Origin of the sequence: Methylocaldum sp. 14B (assembly GCF_002005105.1) — a bacterium.
Taxonomy (GTDB): Bacteria; Pseudomonadota; Gammaproteobacteria; order Methylococcales; family Methylococcaceae; genus Methylocaldum.
This window is the reverse complement of sequence record NZ_MSCV01000044.1, coordinates 1-16,848: the sequence shown is the minus strand read 5'-3', so window position 1 is coordinate 16,848 and position 16,848 is coordinate 1. Positions and strand designations below refer to the sequence as shown.

At 57.3% G+C, this 16,848-nt stretch carries 19 protein-coding genes; 2 read left to right on the top strand and 17 right to left on the bottom strand.

Annotated features, from left to right (window positions below; translation table 11 throughout):
• Positions 1-48: 48 nt before the first annotated feature.
• From wrbA to B2A78_RS23335, 11 genes are all read right to left on the bottom strand, one after another.
• Complete coding sequence (wrbA, locus tag B2A78_RS23385) at positions 49-648, bottom strand: NAD(P)H:quinone oxidoreductase (RefSeq protein ID WP_077732494.1); 600 nt, start codon at positions 646-648, stop codon at positions 49-51.
• A gap of 74 nt (positions 649-722) precedes the next feature.
• A complete protein-coding gene (gene arsC, locus B2A78_RS23380; protein WP_077732464.1) occupies positions 723-1,070 on the bottom strand; it encodes an arsenate reductase (glutaredoxin) in 348 nt (115 codons plus the stop codon).
• Positions 1,071-1,181: 111 nt separating this feature from the next.
• Positions 1,182-1,640 (bottom strand): CBS domain-containing protein, encoded by a 459-nt coding sequence (locus tag B2A78_RS23375; RefSeq protein WP_077732463.1) that lies wholly within the window; start codon positions 1,638-1,640, stop codon positions 1,182-1,184.
• Between the two features lie 84 nt (positions 1,641-1,724).
• The gene (locus B2A78_RS23370) at positions 1,725-2,528 is read right to left on the bottom strand and encodes an undecaprenyl-diphosphate phosphatase (RefSeq protein ID WP_077732462.1); all 804 of its coding nucleotides are present in this window, start codon (positions 2,526-2,528) and stop codon (positions 1,725-1,727) included.
• Positions 2,529-2,537: 9 nt separating this feature from the next.
• Positions 2,538-3,578 carry a tRNA pseudouridine(13) synthase TruD gene (truD, locus tag B2A78_RS23365; RefSeq protein ID WP_077732461.1) on the bottom strand — a complete coding sequence of 347 codons (1,041 nt, stop codon included), beginning with the start codon at positions 3,576-3,578 and terminating at the stop codon, positions 2,538-2,540.
• A gap of 3 nt (positions 3,579-3,581) precedes the next feature.
• Positions 3,582-4,058 (bottom strand): 2-C-methyl-D-erythritol 2,4-cyclodiphosphate synthase, encoded by a 477-nt coding sequence (ispF, locus tag B2A78_RS23360; RefSeq protein WP_077732460.1) that lies wholly within the window; start codon positions 4,056-4,058, stop codon positions 3,582-3,584.
• Positions 4,046-4,759: a 2-C-methyl-D-erythritol 4-phosphate cytidylyltransferase gene (gene ispD / locus B2A78_RS23355; RefSeq protein ID WP_077732459.1), complete on the bottom strand. Its 714-nt coding sequence runs from the start codon at positions 4,757-4,759 to the stop codon at positions 4,046-4,048. The genes ispF and ispD overlap by 13 nt, the downstream gene beginning before the upstream one ends.
• A 12-nt stretch (positions 4,760-4,771) precedes the next feature.
• Entirely contained in the window at positions 4,772-5,128 is a 357-nt protein-coding gene (gene ftsB / locus B2A78_RS23350; RefSeq protein ID WP_077732458.1) for a cell division protein FtsB, read from the bottom strand.
• A gap of 26 nt (positions 5,129-5,154) precedes the next feature.
• A complete protein-coding gene (gene eno / locus B2A78_RS23345) occupies positions 5,155-6,438 on the bottom strand; it encodes a phosphopyruvate hydratase (protein WP_077732457.1) in 1,284 nt (427 codons plus the stop codon).
• 45 nt (positions 6,439-6,483) lie between these two features.
• Complete coding sequence (gene kdsA, locus B2A78_RS23340; protein WP_077732456.1) at positions 6,484-7,305, bottom strand: 3-deoxy-8-phosphooctulonate synthase; 822 nt, start codon at positions 7,303-7,305, stop codon at positions 6,484-6,486.
• Positions 7,305-8,942 carry a CTP synthase gene (locus B2A78_RS23335; RefSeq protein ID WP_077732455.1) on the bottom strand — a complete coding sequence of 546 codons (1,638 nt, stop codon included), beginning with the start codon at positions 8,940-8,942 and terminating at the stop codon, positions 7,305-7,307. Before B2A78_RS23335 ends, kdsA begins: the two co-directional genes overlap by 1 nt.
• A 235-nt stretch (positions 8,943-9,177) precedes the next feature.
• Between B2A78_RS23335 and B2A78_RS26225 the strand changes: the two genes are divergently transcribed.
• Entirely contained in the window at positions 9,178-9,465 is a 288-nt protein-coding gene (locus tag B2A78_RS26225; RefSeq protein ID WP_168175538.1) for a DUF4156 domain-containing protein, read from the top strand.
• Here B2A78_RS26225 and tilS read toward each other — a convergent pair.
• The 4 genes from tilS to zwf are packed head-to-tail and all read right to left on the bottom strand — an operon-like array spanning position 9,462 to position 14,142.
• A complete protein-coding gene (gene tilS / locus B2A78_RS23325; protein ID WP_077732453.1) occupies positions 9,462-10,826 on the bottom strand; it encodes a tRNA lysidine(34) synthetase TilS in 1,365 nt (454 codons plus the stop codon). The two genes, B2A78_RS26225 and tilS, sit on opposite strands and share 4 nt — an antisense overlap.
• A 49-nt stretch (positions 10,827-10,875) precedes the next feature.
• Complete coding sequence (gene accA / locus B2A78_RS23320) at positions 10,876-11,841, bottom strand: acetyl-CoA carboxylase carboxyl transferase subunit alpha (protein WP_077732452.1); 966 nt, start codon at positions 11,839-11,841, stop codon at positions 10,876-10,878.
• A gap of 31 nt (positions 11,842-11,872) precedes the next feature.
• The gene (locus B2A78_RS23315; protein WP_077732451.1) at positions 11,873-12,592 is read right to left on the bottom strand and encodes a dienelactone hydrolase family protein; all 720 of its coding nucleotides are present in this window, start codon (positions 12,590-12,592) and stop codon (positions 11,873-11,875) included.
• Between the two features lie 59 nt (positions 12,593-12,651).
• Positions 12,652-14,142, bottom strand: a complete 1,491-nt coding sequence (gene zwf, locus B2A78_RS23310; RefSeq protein ID WP_077732450.1) for a glucose-6-phosphate dehydrogenase — start codon at positions 14,140-14,142, stop codon at positions 12,652-12,654.
• Between the two features lie 158 nt (positions 14,143-14,300).
• On the opposite strand from zwf, the gene B2A78_RS23305 reads away from it, so the two are divergent.
• The gene (locus B2A78_RS23305) at positions 14,301-14,891 is read left to right on the top strand and encodes a DUF4202 domain-containing protein (protein ID WP_077732449.1); all 591 of its coding nucleotides are present in this window, start codon (positions 14,301-14,303) and stop codon (positions 14,889-14,891) included.
• Positions 14,892-14,915: 24 nt separating this feature from the next.
• Here B2A78_RS23305 and B2A78_RS23300 read toward each other — a convergent pair whose 3' ends face one another.
• The gene (locus B2A78_RS23300) at positions 14,916-16,199 is read right to left on the bottom strand and encodes an NAD(P)/FAD-dependent oxidoreductase (RefSeq protein ID WP_077732448.1); all 1,284 of its coding nucleotides are present in this window, start codon (positions 16,197-16,199) and stop codon (positions 14,916-14,918) included.
• An 8-nt stretch (positions 16,200-16,207) separates the two neighbouring features.
• Positions 16,208-16,528 carry a c-type cytochrome gene (locus tag B2A78_RS23295; RefSeq protein WP_077732447.1) on the bottom strand — a complete coding sequence of 107 codons (321 nt, stop codon included), beginning with the start codon at positions 16,526-16,528 and terminating at the stop codon, positions 16,208-16,210.
• Positions 16,529-16,848 lie beyond the last annotated feature (320 nt).

The following is a 16,848-nucleotide window of genomic DNA, read 5'->3' as shown; positions in this document are numbered from 1 at the left end:
CATATCCGAAAGCAATCCGTCGAAAGCGTCAGTCAAGACCACTAGGAGTTACTTCACTTGGGCGCCTTTCAGCGCCAGCGCCACACGCGCCAAACGGGCTCCGAACGCCCGACACAGTTTCCGCTCTTCGTCGCTGACCGCGTTGTCACTCCCGGTGTGCCGGCTGGGTCCGTAGGGCGTTCCGCCGCTGGTGGTTTCGAGAAGCGCGCTTTCACTGCTGGGGATCCCGACCAGAACCATGCCATGGTGGAGCAGGGGCAATAACATGGTGATCAGCGTCGCTTCTTGGCCGGCGTGCATGGACGAAGTGGCCGTGAAGACGCCAGCCGGTTTACCGGATAATGCGCCCGAAAACCACAAGGAACTGGTACTGTCGATGAAATATTTGAGAGGCGCCGCCATATTGCCGAAGTGCGTAGGGCTTCCCAAGGCCAGTGCATCGCAATTTTTCAGATCGTCGATCGTTGCGTAAGGCGGACCAGCTTCAGGAATAGTCTCCTCGGTGGCTTGGCAGACCGGCGATACTTCAGGGACGGTACGAATCTTGGCGACGGCGCCGGGAACTTCCTCGACGCCTCTCGCGATCAGATTGGCCATTTCGGCCGTGGAACCCCAACGGCTATAGTAGACGATTAGAACTTCAACCATGAAAAGGACGAAACACTTGAGAAAAGAGGTGCGAGCCAAAGTGACTCGCCAAAGTACTTGAGACCTTGCCGGTCTTAAAGAATCTTTAAAACGTTCTCCGGCGGACGTCCGACGGCCGCCTTCTCGTTTGCCAGCACGATTGGCCGCTCGATGAGGATCGGGTTTTCCACCATGGCGCCTATCAATGCTTTGCGATCCAGATCAGGATTATCCAGCCCGGCGTCCTTATATGCCGCTTCGCCTTTGCGCATCAAGTCGCGGGGCTCCATGCCCAGTTTGGCCAGAATGGTCTCCAGCTCGGATGCGCTAGGAGGTGTTTTCAAATATTCGATTATCGTGGGCTCGATGCCTTTGCTCTTGAGAAGCTCAAGAGTAGCGCGGGATTTACTGCAGCGGGGGTTATGGTAAATCGTAACAGTCATGGCTATAGCTCTCGAAGTCGATCGTGGCGCGTCGAAAGGTTACGGTTTATCAAATGGCCGGCGGATTGCTCGTGCTCGGTTTTGCCGGTCCTAGTTGGAAAGCTTGATCGCTTAACCGAGACCGCCGCGCGTTTTTTGTTCCCGTTCTTGCTCTTTGCCGATGATTTTAACCAGTTCGGTAAGTTCGCCGGCGAGTATCTCGAGGAGATCGTCGCTGGTCAGAATGCCGGCCAGCAAGCCTTGCTGATTGACGACGGGGATGCGGCGAACACCCTTTACTCGCATTCTCTGCAAGGTTTCCCAAAGTCCGTCTTCTTCGCGGGCCGTTATCAGTTCGTAGCTCATGATATCCCCGACGACGACTGCATTCGGGTCCAGTTCCGCGGCAAGAATTTCCACGACGAGATCGCGATCGGTCACGATGCCGACGGGTTTCGCTCCTTCCGATGAGTCCTCTACGACTACGGCGCTGCCGACGTGAAACTCGCGCATCAGTTTGGCCGCTTCGATGATCGAGTTTTCTTTTCTTAGGATGACCGTATCGCGGTTACAGAATTGTCCAACAGACATGATGATCCTTTGCGCTGTAGATTGATGGAGGATTTGTATTTTAACCGTTTGAGTGGCCGGTTGCAGGAAAAACCGCCGGTATCGCTAACCGGGCAGGAAGATGTAAAGCAGCACGCCGCCCAAAATCAGCCGATAGATCACGAAGGGTAACATGCCGATACGATCGAGGAGTCTCAGGAACCAGTCAATGGTAATGTAGGCAACGATACCGGAGAGCAGCGCTCCGAGGGACATGTTCCACCAGGATACCGTCTGGTCGGATTCGAATAATGCGTATGCCTTGAGCAATCCCGCCAATGCCGTTACCGGGATCGACAGCAGAAACGAAAATCGGGCGGCAGCTTTGCGATCCAGGCCGCGGAACAAACCGCCGGTTATCGTGATACCCGATCGGGATGTGCCGGGAATCAGCGCCACGGCTTGAAAGAGACCGACTATCAAAGCGTCTTGCCAGTTCATGTCGGCATCGGTACGTCGTTCGGCGCTCACTTTTTGCGCCAGCCAAAGTACCAAGGCGAACACTATCGTGCTAGCGGCGATGACCAGCGGATTGCGGAGCTGGGTCTCGACGTAACCGTTGGCCGCCAGCCCCGCGACGCCCGCCGGAATCGTCCCCAGAATTACGTACCAAGCAAGTTTCGCATCCGTGCTCATGCCCTTTCCGGAGATCGAACGAAACCAGGCTCCGGCCATATCGCGCAGAGCGCCCGCGTAATAGACCACGACCGCGGTCAGCGTTCCGATGTGGACGGCGACGTCAAAGGCCAAGCCTTGATCATGCCAGCCGAAAACCACCGGCATCAGGATAAGGTGAGCGGCGCTCGAAATCGGCAGAAATTCGGTCAGCCCTTGCAAGAGAGCCAGGTAATACACGTGATGGCAGTCCATGAGGATCCTTTAATCGTCTGAAAAACCGGTGTCGATCAGTTCCCGCAGAACGGCGGTCGCGTAAGCCCCGGCGGGCAGCGCGAATCGCAAATGCATGCTGCTCGGGCCGGACCGTTCCCACTGAAATCCGTCCGGGCAAAGTCGCAGCGGCCGGCGGGCCATCTCGACGCCGAAATCTTCGAGACCGCGGCAGAGAACCGGCTCTTCCTCGGCTGCGGCCGTCTCTATGGCCAGTGCCTCATCGGTAACGGCCGGTGTACCTTTGCCCCAGAGCGCGCCGCTTGGATGAATTTCCTTGGCCTCAAGCCGTTGCGTGATTTCCGGAGTAATAGCGTCGGGCTTAAAAAAACTGCGCGAGTCGGGAAACATGAAGGCATCGCCGGTAACCGCGCGATCCCAGACGTCTCGGCTTATCCGCTTGGCGAGGATGCGGTTGAACAAATGAGAACGCGCGGCAGACAAATAAAGCCCGCGACGGTGAGCGTCCACCCGCCCGAGCGTACCCGCGAAAAGAGCCGATGCCTTCGCAAGGTTCTGTCCCTCGCGGCCGAACCGTTGCGTTCCAAAATAATTGGGAACCCCACGTTCGCCGATCTGTTTCAGGCGTCGTTCCAATAGCGGGATGTCGCATTTCAATTCGCGAACGGCGATTTCGAAACGATTGCCGGCTGCCGCGCCTTTTTTTAGCTTGCGGCTGTTGCGCCGGACTTCGAGTATGCGGAGGGTGGGGGATTCAAGTTGCCTCCAGTCCGGTTCGGCTTTGCCCGGCAGCCATACGCTGAACCATTGAATGGTCTTGCCGTGGCGGTCCTTAAGGCCCGCGTAGCCTATGTTCCGTGTCGGGATTCCGGCAAAGCGGGCCAGTTGGCGGGCGACGTAGTCGGTATTTTCGCCGCGTTTTTCGATGCGCAGAAAAAAGTGTTCGCCCTGGTCGGAAGGCTCGAAACCCAGCAGTTCCTCGACGACGAAATCTTCCGGCGACGTCTTGATAATGCCGGTTCCGATTGGCCCGCCAAAGGCGTAGGGTAGGGCGGCGGTCGAATCGCCCATGGCTTAATTTTTCTGAAGGAGCGTTACCGCATAGGCGGAGATGCCTTCGCCCCGGCCTTCGAAGCCCATGCCTTCGGTCGTGGTGGCTTTGACGTTGACCGCGTCGTGCGCAATGTCGAGGTCATCCGCGATGGTTGTGCGCATTTTTTCGATATAGGGCGCGAGCCGCGGCTTTTGTGCGACGATGGTCAGATCGACGTTGACCACGGTGTAGCCGCGTTCGGTGATCTTGGCGTGAACCTCGCGGAGCAAAACCCGGCTGTCTATGCCCTTGAAGCTGGGGTCGGAATCCGGGAAATGCCGACCGATATCGCCCAGTGCCGCCGCACCCAATAAGGCATCGCACAAGGCGTGTAACGCAACGTCTCCATCCGAGTGCGCCGCGAGGCTCTTTTCATAATCGATGGCTACGCCCCCCAGGACCAGTTGGCCGCCATCTTTGAACCGATGTGCATCGTAACCTTGACCTATTCGTAGCATTGTCGCTCCAGGTAAAAAGCCGCCAGAGGAAGATCCTCCGGCCGCGTAATCTTGATATTGTCCGGGCGTCCTTCCACGATCTTCGGGCGCAATCCTCGAAGTTCGAGAGCGCTGGCTTCGTCCGTCACGATCAGTTTCCGTTCGGCAGCATCGGTCAGCGCATGCTTGAGCATACGAAAGCGAAACATCTGTGGCGTCAGCGCGCGCCAGATCCGGCTGCGGTCGATGGTTTCGACGATTTCGCCCGCCTCTGCGCCTTTCAGGGTATCCGTGACCGGCAGTGCCAGTATGCCGCCGACTTCATCGTTCCTAAGCCGATCGATCAGTTTTTGAACATCGCTGATCGTGATACACAGCCGAGCTGCATCGTGCACCAACACCCAGTCGTCCGGTTCGGCCACGTTCTCGAGACTCATTAAGGCGGAAAGCACGGAGTCGGCACGCTCCTTACCCCCGGGGGCGACCCGGATCTTGGGATGGGTAGCACAAGGTAGATCGGACCAATAACCATCCTCGCTCCCGAGAGCCACGACGACGCCGGCCAAGACATCGATCGCCAGCAACCGCTCCAGGGTATGCTGCAATACCGGCTTGCCCAGGACCTGAAGGTATTGCTTCGGTACGTCGACCCCCATGCGTTTACCCACGCCGGCTGCAGGGACAATGGCCCAGAATCGATTATTTCGGCAGGTGTCGGTCATGGACAACAGATGCTAACGAGGCCTTTCGGTCTTTTGTGGCGTAGTTTTCCGCTCCGAAGGCTTTGGTTGCGGCGATCGGTCGTGTGTCTTGTTCTTAGGCATTTCGATCACTTGGACGAAAGTCTCTCCCTGCTTGATCATCCCCAGTTCTTGGCGAGCCCGCTCTTCGATGGCGTCCGTTCCTTCCTTCAAATCTCTGACATCGGCTTCCAGCGCCGCGTTACGTTCGCGCCGCTTTTCGCCCTCCTCGGTGAGCTTTTCGATACGGTCCTGCAACTCCTGCAATTCGGCGATTCCGCCATCGCCCAGCCACAGTCGGTACTGGAGCAGGGCGATCAACACCAGCAAGAAGACAATCAGCTTTTTCACACTGTCGTCGGACGGCGTCCCGCCTTTCAGAGCGCTTGACGGAAGGCGCTGCGGCCGGTGTACCGGGCTTTATCGCCCAATTGCTCTTCGATCTTGAGAAGCCGATTGTATTTGGCGACTCTATCGGATCGGCTGAGAGAGCCGGTTTTGATTTGTCCCGCGCAGGTGGCCACGGCGAGATCCGCGATAGTGGTGTCCTCTGTTTCGCCGGAACGGTGCGAGACGACAGCCGTATACCCGGCCTGGTGGGCCATGGCTATGGCTTCCAGGGTTTCCGTCAAGGTACCGATTTGATTGACCTTGATCAGGATGGAGTTGGCGATCTTGGCCTCGATGCCCTGTTTCAGGATAGCGGGATTCGTGACGAAAAGATCGTCGCCTACCAGCTGAATGCGGCTCCCCAGCCGATCGGTCAATAGTCTCCACCCGTCCCAGTCGTCTTCGGCCATGCCGTCTTCGATGGTGATGATGGGATATTTGTCGACCCAGGCAGCAAGATAGTTCGCGAACTCGTCCGAAGTGAACCGTTTATTCTCGGATTCCAGCGTATAGACGCCGTCCCGGTAAAACTCGGAGCTGGCGACGTCCAGGCCGAGATAGATGTCTTTTCCTGCTTTATATCCTGCCCGTTCTATCGCTTCCAGGATGACGCCGATGGCGGATTCGTTGGACGGCAGATTCGGCGCGAAGCCGCCTTCATCGCCCACGCCGGTGCTCAGGCCCTGTTCGGCCAGTACCTTTTTCAGAGCGTGGAAGACTTCGGCGCCGTAGCGGAGAGCTTCCCGGAAGCTGGGCGCGCCGACGGGAAGAATCATGAACTCCTGCATGTCCACGCTGTTGTCGGCATGCGCGCCGCCGTTGATGATGTTCATCATGGGGACCGGCAACAGGAACTCGCCGCTGCGGTTGAGGTACGCGTAGAGCGGCTTGCCGGCATCGGTCGCCGCGGCATGGGCGGTCGCCAGGGAGACGCCGAGAATGGCATTGGCGCCCAAGCGGCCTTTGTTGTCGGTGCCGTCCAGTTCGATCATCTTGCGGTCGATGGCCGCCTGGTCATCGGCGTCCATGCCCAAGACGGCGGACCGGATCGCTGTTTTGACGTTCTCGACCGCTTTCAATACGCCTTTGCCCAGATAGCGGGTTTTATCGCCGTCCCGAAGCTCGATGGCCTCTCGGGTTCCGGTGGAAGCGCCGGACGGCACCATGGCGGAGCCGGTTGCTCCGGAGTCGAGTATGACCTCTGCGGCGACTGTGGGATTGCCTCTGGAGTCGAGCACCTCGTGTGCCCGCACTTCGGTGATTTTGCTCATCGGTTCCGTTCCTCTGGTATCGGAGTGTCGTTGTAATAATTCCGTCTAGACCATTCCGCGTTGTTTGACGATGCGGTCTATTTCGACAAGCACCTCTAAGAGCTCCTTTATGCGAGCCAAGGGCCATGAATTGGGGCCGTCGCTCTTCGCTTTGTCCGGTTCGGGGTGGGTTTCCATGAACAGGCCGGAGATGCCCACCGCCAGGGCGGCCTTGGCCAAGGTCGGTATGAATTCCCGTTGCCCTCCGGAAGCCGTGCCTTGACCGCCGGGCAGCTGCACCGAGTGGGTGGCGTCGAACACCACGGGACAGCCGGTCTCGCGCATGATGACGAGAGAGCGCATGTCGGAGACCAGGTTGTTGTAACCGAACGAGACGCCGCGCTCGCAGACGAGGACCTGTTCGTTGCCGACGGCTCTTGCCTTGTTGGCTACGTTTTTCATGTCCCACGGGGCCATGAATTGGCCTTTCTTGATATTGACCGGCTTGCCTTGCGCACAGACGTCCTGAATGAAGTTGGTTTGCCGGCAGAGAAACGCCGGTGTCTGCAACACATCGACGACGGCGGCGACTTCGCCTAAAGGGGTATCCTCGTGAACGTCGGTCAGCACCGGTACGTCGATGGTATCCCGCACCTTTTCAAGAATGCGTAGTCCTTCCTCGAGGCCGGGGCCGCGGAAACTTTCGTGCGACGAGCGGTTCGCCTTGTCGAAGGACGATTTATAGATAAAGGGAATGCCGAGGCTGGATGTGATTTCCTTGAGTGTTCCCGCGGTCTCCAAAGCGAGTTGCTCGCCTTCGATGACGCAGGTGCCGGCGATCAGGAAAAACGGCCGGTCCAAGCCGACTTCGAATCCACACAGTTGCATCAGTTCGCCTTTTTGTTTTGATGATATTCGGCGGCGGCGCTCACGAAGCCCGTGAAAAGAGGGTGGCCGCCACGCGGGGTGGACGTGAATTCCGGATGGAACTGGCAGGCGAGGAACCACGGATGATCGGGGATCTCGATCATTTCCACCAAGCGGCCGTCCAGGGATTTGCCGCACACCCTGAGTCCTGCGTCCTCAAGGGATTTGAGATAGCGGTTGTTGAACTCATAGCGGTGGCGGTGGCGCTCGTTGATGACATCCTTGCCATAGACTCTATGGCCCAGGCTGCCGCTCACCAGTCGGCATTTCTGGCCGCCCAGACGCATGGTGCCGCCCAGATCGGACTTTTCGTCCCGATGCTCGATCGTGCCGGAGTCATCCTGCCACTCCGTAATCAGGGCGATGACCGGATGCGGTGTCTTCGGCAAGAACTCCGTGCTGTGAGCGCCTTCCAGTCCCGCCACATCGCGCGCGAATTCGATGACCGCCACCTGCATCCCTAAGCAAATGCCGAGATAGGGGACTTTCTTCTCGCGAGCGTACTTGACCGTGGCGATCTTGCCTTCGACACCCCGTTCGCCGAAGCCGCCGGGCACCAGAATGGCGTCTACGCCTTCCAGCGAGCCGGTGCCTTTGTCCTCGATTTCTTCCGATTCGATGAATCGGATTTTGACCTTGGTCCTGGTCTGAATGCCGGCATGAATGAGCGCTTCGGTCAGCGATTTGTAGGCGTCGGAATGATTGACGTACTTGCCTACCATGGCGATCGTCACTTCATGGCCGGGATGCTCCAGGGCATCGATCACTCTCTGCCATTCGGAGAGGTCGGCCGCGCCGGCATCGAGTTTGAGTTTTTTCACGACGATATCGTCCAGCCCCTGTTCGTGCAGCAGCAGCGGAATTCGATAGATGGTGTCGGCATCGACGGCGGAGATGACGGCATCTTCCCCGACGTTGGTGAAGAGTGCGATCTTCGTTCGCTCGGCCTTGGGGATGATCCGGTCCGAGCGGCAAATCAGAACGTCGGGCTGAATGCCGATGGTTCGGAGTTCCTTCACCGAGTGCTGGGTGGGCTTCGTCTTGAGCTCGCCGGCGCTCGCGATGTACGGAACGAGGGTGAGATGAATGAACAGGCATTTGTCATCGCCCAACTCGACTCGCATCTGGCGCGTGGCTTCCAAAAAGGGCAGCGATTCAATGTCGCCGACCGTCCCTCCGATTTCGATCAGGGCCACGTCGTAGCCTTCCGCGCTGAGCCGGATGACGCGCTTGATCTCGTCCGTGATATGGGGGATAACTTGCACGGTCGCTCCGAGGTATTCCCCTCGTCGCTCCTTGCGGATGACATTTTCGTAAATCTGCCCGGTGGTCCAACTGTTGACCTTGCCCATCGTGGTGCTCAGGAAGCGCTCGTAATGGCCAAGGTCCAGATCGGTTTCGGCGCCATCCTCGGTAACGAAAACCTCGCCGTGCTGAAACGGGCTCATGGTGCCCGGATCGACATTGATATACGGATCGAGTTTGGTCAGTGTAACTTTAAGACCGCGGGCCTGCAGGATTGCGGCAAGCGACGATGCGGCAATGCCTTTGCCCAGGGATGAGACGACTCCGCCGGTAATAAAAATATATTTGGTCATTCAACGATGGGTAAATTTAGGCTGCGTAACGATCGCCGAGGCAGCGGCCGTCGCGTCGGACGTCAAAAGGATTTGTCAGCATATTCTACTCAACCTGTGGATCGGAGTCACCGCCCAGGTTGTTTACAATCGAATATTGAATCGCACTAACATGGTGAAAATACAACGACTAATGCGGAGACGTTATTTGATGAATGGGGCGAGATTACTCACGATTGTTTTTGGGGTGGCGATAATGTCCATGCTCTCCGGGTGCACATGGGTAGAGCTCAAGCCGCAGGGTGAAAAGATTCGTATGCTCACGCCGCCCGAAGTTGGGCGCTGTAAATTTTTGGGGCGTATCACGTCGAATACGGCGGCGACCATCGGTATCTTTGCCCGCAGCAAAGATACCGTACAAGAGGAAGTTGAACGTCTCGCCCGCAATAACGCGGCGGACATGGGGGGAGACACCATCGTGCCGACCGGCCCCCTGATCGATGGTGAGCAGTCTTTCAATGTTTACCGCTGCATCAATCCTTAATTAGCCGAAGGCAGTGCGCCGGAAAAATTCTCCGGCGCGTGCCACCGGATCACGATATTAAAGTCGTTCGGTTGCCCGGCATAAGAATCGGACACCCACCATCCCGCCACTGCGGCTAGCTCGTCGCCGATGTAGATCAGCGGTGTTCTCTCGCGGATCCAAGGTGTAATGCCGGCTTCCTGAAACAGTTTTTTCAGATCGTGGGAGCCTTCGCGGCCGGGCAGGCGTAGCGATTCGCCGCCTTGCCGGTAGCGAACGGTGATTTTGCCGGCTCGCCATGCCGTTAACGAGATGCCGGCTCGTTTTTCAGTGGTGACGCTGAGGTCGCCGTTCCCGTCCGGCAGATGGAGTGTCGTAGCACCATCCCATGGAATGACTCTATTCGGATGGAAAGGCGAAGCGGCCGGCATCAGGAAGATCTCTCCCCGATAGCGCCGAATCTCGCCTTCGCTCCACCGGATTACGGGATTTCGGTCCGGTCTGGCGTTCAGCGTTTCGTTCAAAACCCTATCAATAACGCGAGTCGAAGGCATGCGGAAACCGCGGCTCCGCAGCCACTCGCGCAGAATCAGGCGGCGGTCCGCTTCCGAACACGGCCTCAGCCGATCCAGAAGAAGCGTGTTTCGCAGCGGATGAATAACGGACTTCAGCAAGTCCGCGGCAAGCGAGTTCAGCAGCGTTTGCGCTTCGGCACAATGTTGGGCCGTGCGGACCAGCGCGTCCTTGGTCGCCGGCCAGCGGTTTTCGAGCAAGGGGATGATCTCGTGGCGTATGAAATTGCGGTCGTAACTCAAGTCGCGGTTGCTGGGGTCTTCGATCCAGGTCAGCTCGTGTGCTTGAGCGTACTCGCGGAGCTGTCCGCGGGAAAAAGAGAGTAACGGCCGCAGCAGAAATCCTGGGCCGAAGGCGGTGCGTTCCGGCATGGCGGCAAGGCCGGCGATACCCGCTCCGCGAAGCAGTTGGAGCAATAGCGTCTCCGCCTGGTCGTCCCTATGCTGTGCGGTCAACAAGACCTCGCCGTCGGACAGAAGCGCGCGCAGGGCATCGTAGCGCGCGTTTCGCGCGGCTTCCTCTGGACTCTCGCCGGGTTTCGCGGCGGCGTTGACCCGTAACAGACGGAACGGAATTCCAAGCATCCGGCAGCTCGCTTCGCAAGATTCGGCCCATTCTTCGGCGGCTGTTTGCAGGCCGTGATGGACATGTACGGCAGTAAAGCGGAGGTTCGGATCTTTGGCTTTCAGTTCCGCACAGAGATGAAGCAAAACGAGCGAGTCGAGTCCGCCGCTGTACGCGATCCAGTAGCGGGATGCCGGCGGCTGGCGAGATAGAATTCGATCGAGTGTTTCGGCAGAAAGGCTCATCTAAGCCGTGAAGTAAGGGGCGGTGATTATCCGCCCCGCATCAATGAAGCTAGGCTACGGCTTCCTCGAAAATACCGTAGCTCATCAACCGCTCGTAGCGCTGTTGCAATAAGGTCTCGATGGGCGTGCGACGCAGCTCTTCGAGATGCCGTTTCAGTGCCGCTTTCAAATTATCGCCGGTTTGCTTGCGGTCTCGATGGGCGCCGCCCAAAGGTTCGGGAACAATCTCATCGATGAGTTCCAGTTCCTGCAGCCGATCCGACGTAATGCCCATGGCTTCGGCCGCGAGCTCGGCCTTGTCCGCGCTTTTCCAAAGAATGGAGGCGCAGCCTTCCGGCGAAATGACGGAATAGGTGCTGTACTGAAGCATCAACAGGCGGTCGCCCACACCGATAGCCAGCGCGCCTCCCGAACCGCCTTCGCCCACCACGGTACAAATGATCGGGGTGCGCAGTTTGGACATTTCGAAAAGGTTGCGGGCGATGGCCTCACTCTGACCCCGTTCCTCTGCGCCGATGCCGGGATAGGCGCCGGGCGTGTCGATAAAACAGAGGATAGGTAAGCGGAACCGCTCGGCGAGATGCATCAACCGCAGCGCCTTGCGGTAGCCTTCGGGCCGCGGCATGCCGAAATTGCGGTAGATCTTTTCCTTGGTATCGCGGCCTTTTTGATGGCCGATGATCAGAACCGGCTGTCCGTCGAGTTTGGCGAGTCCACCCACGATTGCCGGATCATCGGCGAATCCGCGATCCCCATGAAGCTCGTGGAACTCGTCGAACATCAGGTCGAGGTAGTCCAGTGTATACGGCCGCTGGGGATGGCGGGAAATCTGCGATATCTGCCACGCCGTCAACGAGGAGAATACCGATTCGGTCAGCTTGCGGCTTTTTTCTTCAAGCCTCGCAATTTCCTCGCTGATGTTGATTTCATTGTCGAATCCGACGCGCTTGAGTTCTTCGATTTTGGCTTCGAGTTCGGCAATGGGTTGTTCGAAATCTAGGAATTTCAGGTCCATTTGTCGTTTTTTTAGGGTGCACGGAGAAGGCCTAGTTTAACACCTCGGCAAGGAAATTCCGCAGACTCTCCCAAGAGCGGCGATCGGCGGTCTCGTCGTAAACCGTACCGAACGATCGATCGTTTGCCATGGGATTGGTGAAGGCGTGCAGGGTGTTACCGTAAATATGGATTTGCCAGTCTGCCTCGGCTTCGGTCAGTTCTTTGGCCAGATTCGCCGCCTGATCGGGTGGTGCCATGGGGTCGTCGTGGCCGTGCAGCACGAGAACCTTGGTCTTGATTTTATTGCCTTGAGTATTGCCCGGCGGCAAAAATAAGCCGTGGAAGCTGACAACGCCGCGCAGATCGGCGCCGGTGCGGGCAAGGTCCAGCACGCATAGGCCGCCGAAGCAAAAACCCATAGCCGCGATCCGTTTGGGATCGACCTGGGGGAGCTTGCGGACGGTTTCCAGAGCTGTGGTGATGCGGTCCTGCAACAGGCGGCGATCATTCATGAGCGGATTCATCAGCCGTGCGTTCTCCTCGGGGCCGCTTCCGATGATGCCTTTGCCATACATATCGAGTGCAAACGCGGCGTAGCCCAGTTCGGCCAATTTACGAGCCTTGTTGCACACGAATTCGTCCCTGCCTCCCCAAGCATGAGAGATCAATACGGCCGGCAAAGGCTGAGGGCGCTTATTGTCATACGCGAAAAAGCCTTCGAGCTGAACGTCGTTATGGCTGTAGTCGATGGCTTGAGTTGTAACGGCCATTAAGAAGGTCTCCAAAAGTATCGAATGAATTAGGCAAATAGCTTAAAGGATCGTCGGTCTTAACGAGGTGCATCCCCGGTCGAGAAAGAATGCCGCCATTGCTGATCCTCCCGCTCGAAGATGCGGTCGGCTTCCTCGGGGCCCCAGGAGCCGGCGGGATAAGTGTGGATGAATTCCCGCTCTACCGACCATGTTCTTATGATGGGATCGACGACTCGCCAGGCCCATTCCACCTCATCCGAGCGCAGGAACTGAGAGTGATCGCCGCCGATGACGTCGAGCAGAAGGGACTCGTACGCGTCCAATTGATAACCGGCCTGATAACAGGTGCTGGCATCGAGTTGAGTGGTTCGGGCGCGCATGCCGATGCCGGGTTCTCGAACCTGAACCTCGGCGCGAATGCATTGCTCGGGCTGTATGCCCATCAGCAGCCAATTGGGGGGCAGCGCCTCGATCTGGGTTTCGCGAAACAATTGCTGCGGCGGGTGCTTAAAGCGTATCGCGATGAGAGAACTGTTCCTCGCCAAGCGTTTTCCCGTCCGCAAATAAAACGGTACATTGCGCCAGCGCCAGTTGTCGATATAAAGCTTCAGGGCGGCATACGTTTCGGTCGTGCTTTGCTTGTCGACCTGCTTTTCGTCGAGATATCCGGGCACCTCCTGGTTGTCGATGCGCCCGCAAGCATATTGCGCACGGAAGGCGTGAGCATGGACCGCAGCCTTTGGGATGGGGCGAATGGATTTCAGCGCCTTGACCTTTTCGTCCCGGATCGATTCGGCGTCCATGGTCGCCGGAGGTTCCATGGCTACCAAAGCCAACATCTGCATCAGATGGCTCTGGATCATGTCGCGCAGCGCGCCGGCGGTTTCATAGTAGTCCGCCCGGTCTTCGATTCCCGCCGATTCGCTGTGGGTGATCTGCACATGGTCGATGAGGTTGCGGTTCCACAACGGTTCCCACATGAGATTCGCAAAGCGGAACACGAAAATGTTTTGCACCGTTTCCTTACCTAAGTAGTGGTCAATCCGAAAGATTTGATGTTCCGTAAAGTTGCGGTGCAGGCAGCGATCGAGGACTTGTGCGTCTTCCAAGTCATAGCCGAACGGCTTTTCCACCACGAGACGGCGCCAGCCGGCGACTTCCTGGTTGAGTCCGCTAAGCGCCAAATAGTCGGCCGCCGCTTTGTATTCGGACGGCGGAAGCGAAAGGTAATACACGTGATTGGGCGGAAACTCGGGGCCAGTGTCCAGGACCTGTCTTAGCTGTACCGATGATTCCGTATCGCCGATGTCCGCCGAAAAGAAATGCAGGCGGTTGCTGAAGCGCTCAAGAGCGTCCCGGTCGAGTGTGCTGCCCAAACGCTCTTCTAGCCATTTGGATACCTCGTCTCTCCAATGGGAATTATCCCAATCCCGCCGGCCGACACCTAAGACGACCATCGCCGCGGGCAGTCGGCCTGCCTTGTCCAATTGGTACAGGGCAGGCATCAGTTTGGTGCGGGAAAGGTGGCCGGTAGATCCAAAAATAGTGAAGACGCACGCGTCGAGCATCGTTTCCTCCCGGCGAATCGATCATGCCATGGATGATACTGTTTAGCCCCGTTTCCGCCAATGCGTGAACCGGTTGAAATGGCTTCATTGCCTTTGAAATCAGGATTTGATAAGTAGTTTCCCAGTATTTCAAATTTCAACTTGGACTGAGTATTTCGATGAACGAAGATCGGCTGGATCGGGTGCTAGTCTTAATAGACGAAGCTAATGCACAGGACCCTAATAGTGAGGTTTGGCGAGGCGAATCCTATCCCAAGGAATTGCTTTACGGGATGCGCATGACGGAATGGCTTGACCGCCTCTATCCCGATGCGCCGGATTTGCTGCACATCGCCGCGCGCGGGCAGCACATTCGACGTTGGGAGGTTCCCCGGCAGACCTACCCGGACACGCGCGAGGGGTATCTGCAATGGCGCAGCTATCTATATGGTTTTCATGCCGATTGTGTTGCACAGCTTATGACACAAGCTGGATACGATCCGATAGACATCGAGCGGGTCCGCAAAGTTCTTCAGAAACGCGGTTTGAAAAACGATCCGGACGTTCAATCGATCGAGGACGTCGCGTGCCTCGTGTTTCTCGATTACTACTTTGTCGCCTTCGCGGCGATTCACGATGAAGAAAAGCTGATCGGTATCGTCCGCAAGACCTGGAAAAAGATGTCCGAGCACGCGCGGAGCCGCGCATTGGAGCTGGAATTTCCGGAGTCTGTCCGGGCGCTGCTCGCAACGGCTTTGGAAGCGGTATAGGCAGCAAGCGCCAAATGGCGGAGATTACCCGAAGGCGTCAGCGGCGATGATTTTCTGCCAGCTCCGGGCATGCTCGGCTTCTTTCCGCCGATCGCCGTTCATGGGTGTTTCACCCGTCGACACGGCCTCGAGCTGCTTCTCGGTTGGCGAATACTTGTACACGCCGGTGATCGAGATCGCATAATCCGGCTTTAAAAAGCTATAGCAGTGGTTGATCAGGCTTGGATGACCCGGTTCGCGGTCTTGCAGCAGATCAATTACCGCCGCGGCGCAGATCTTGGCCTGCGAGTTGGCGGCAAATGCCGATTTGGGCATGGGCGTTGCCGTACAGGCATCGCCGATAATGTGCACGTAAGGTGCCAGCGGCGATTCGAAGGTGAGCGGATCGATGGGGCACCAGCCCGATTGATCGGTCAGCCCCGCCTGATGCGCGAGTTTGCCGGCCTTTTGCGGCGGGATCACGTTCAAAACATCCGCACGGTGCTCGTCGAACTCGGTGAAGACGACGCGCGATTGCGCATCTACCCGTTCTATCTTTCCTTCCTTTTCCGCCGAGATCCATTCCACCATCCCTGGATAAAGCTCTTCCCAGCCTTGGAGGAAGAGCGATTGTTTGGAGAATTGGGTTTTCGCATCCAGAATCAGCACTTTGGAGCGCGGTTTGTAACGCTTCAAAAAATGCGCTATCAGTGACGCACGCTCGTAAGGTCCCGGCGGACAACGATACGGATTGGCGGGTGCCGTGATCAGAACCACGCCACCGTCAGGCATGGCCTGCAATTGGCGACGCAGAAGTGTGGTCTGTGGCCCTGCTTTCCAGGCATGAGGAGCCAACAGACTGGCAGTCTCGTCGTAACCGTCGATGGCGTCCCAGCGGAAATCGATGCCCGGTGCGACGATTAGCCGATCGTAAGGTATGGCCGATCCATCCGCCAATGACACGGTGCGCCGAGCAGTGTCGATAGTTTGGGCTTCGGCTGTTACCGTTTGAATTCCCTGAACGTTCCTGAGGATGTCATATTTCCGACGAAGCTCATCGGGCTGCTTTAGGCCGGCGATAACTTCATTCGATCCGGGGCAGGACAAGTAATTAGCCTGTTGCTCAACCAAAGTGACTTCAAGTTCCGGATTGAGCAGCTTGAGGTACTTCGCAGCGGACGCTCCCGCGAACCCGCCGCCGACTACCGCTACGCGGGCTTTTTCGCGTCGTGATCCGGTGCTGGGATGGTTTACCGAACAGCCGACTGTTCCAAGCGCCGAAATCGCCCCGGCCCACTTGATGAAACTTCGTCGGGAAATTGGTGCCATGCGTTCTCCTAGCGATGATTTTTGAAGAACCGGGCTAACTCTAGGAAATCTTGATATTGATATCCCCTTGCAATGCGGTCCATCACCGTGGCTGAGCGGTAACCCGTTTTAAATTCCTGCATTGTGCGGATGAATTCGGATTCGGGGATGCCGCTAATCGCCGGAATCGAGCCTATACCTTGGCCCGATGCGCCATGGCAACCGGTGCAAGCGAGGGCGATTCGGGCGAAACCCGGGCGCTCAAGATTGTCGCTGAATGCAGCTTGCGGAATCGAAAGTGCGAGCGCACCGGCGTATGCCGACACTTGCAGAATTCGGGTCAGTCGCATATCTGGCCTATTTCGCGGAGAGGGCATCAAGTTAGCGTACATCGCCGAGGCACATTTGAGAATCATGTTGCCTATTGAGCATTTTGAGCATTGGGCTCTGATGCGATGTCCGCTAGAACTGCTGACTATCGTCCGGTCCGTTTGTTTGCAATGAGCGGTTGCCTCTGTTTGGGCACGTTCGAATCAGTCGAGCGCCTTGAAAGCGTCGAGTGACAAGTCTTTGGAATGGTTTTTTAAGTCACCAATTAAAACAATGGGTTGCGCTTATAAACGACGCTTTTTAGCGATGTAAATATGTATTCTTTCATAGATAGACTGTT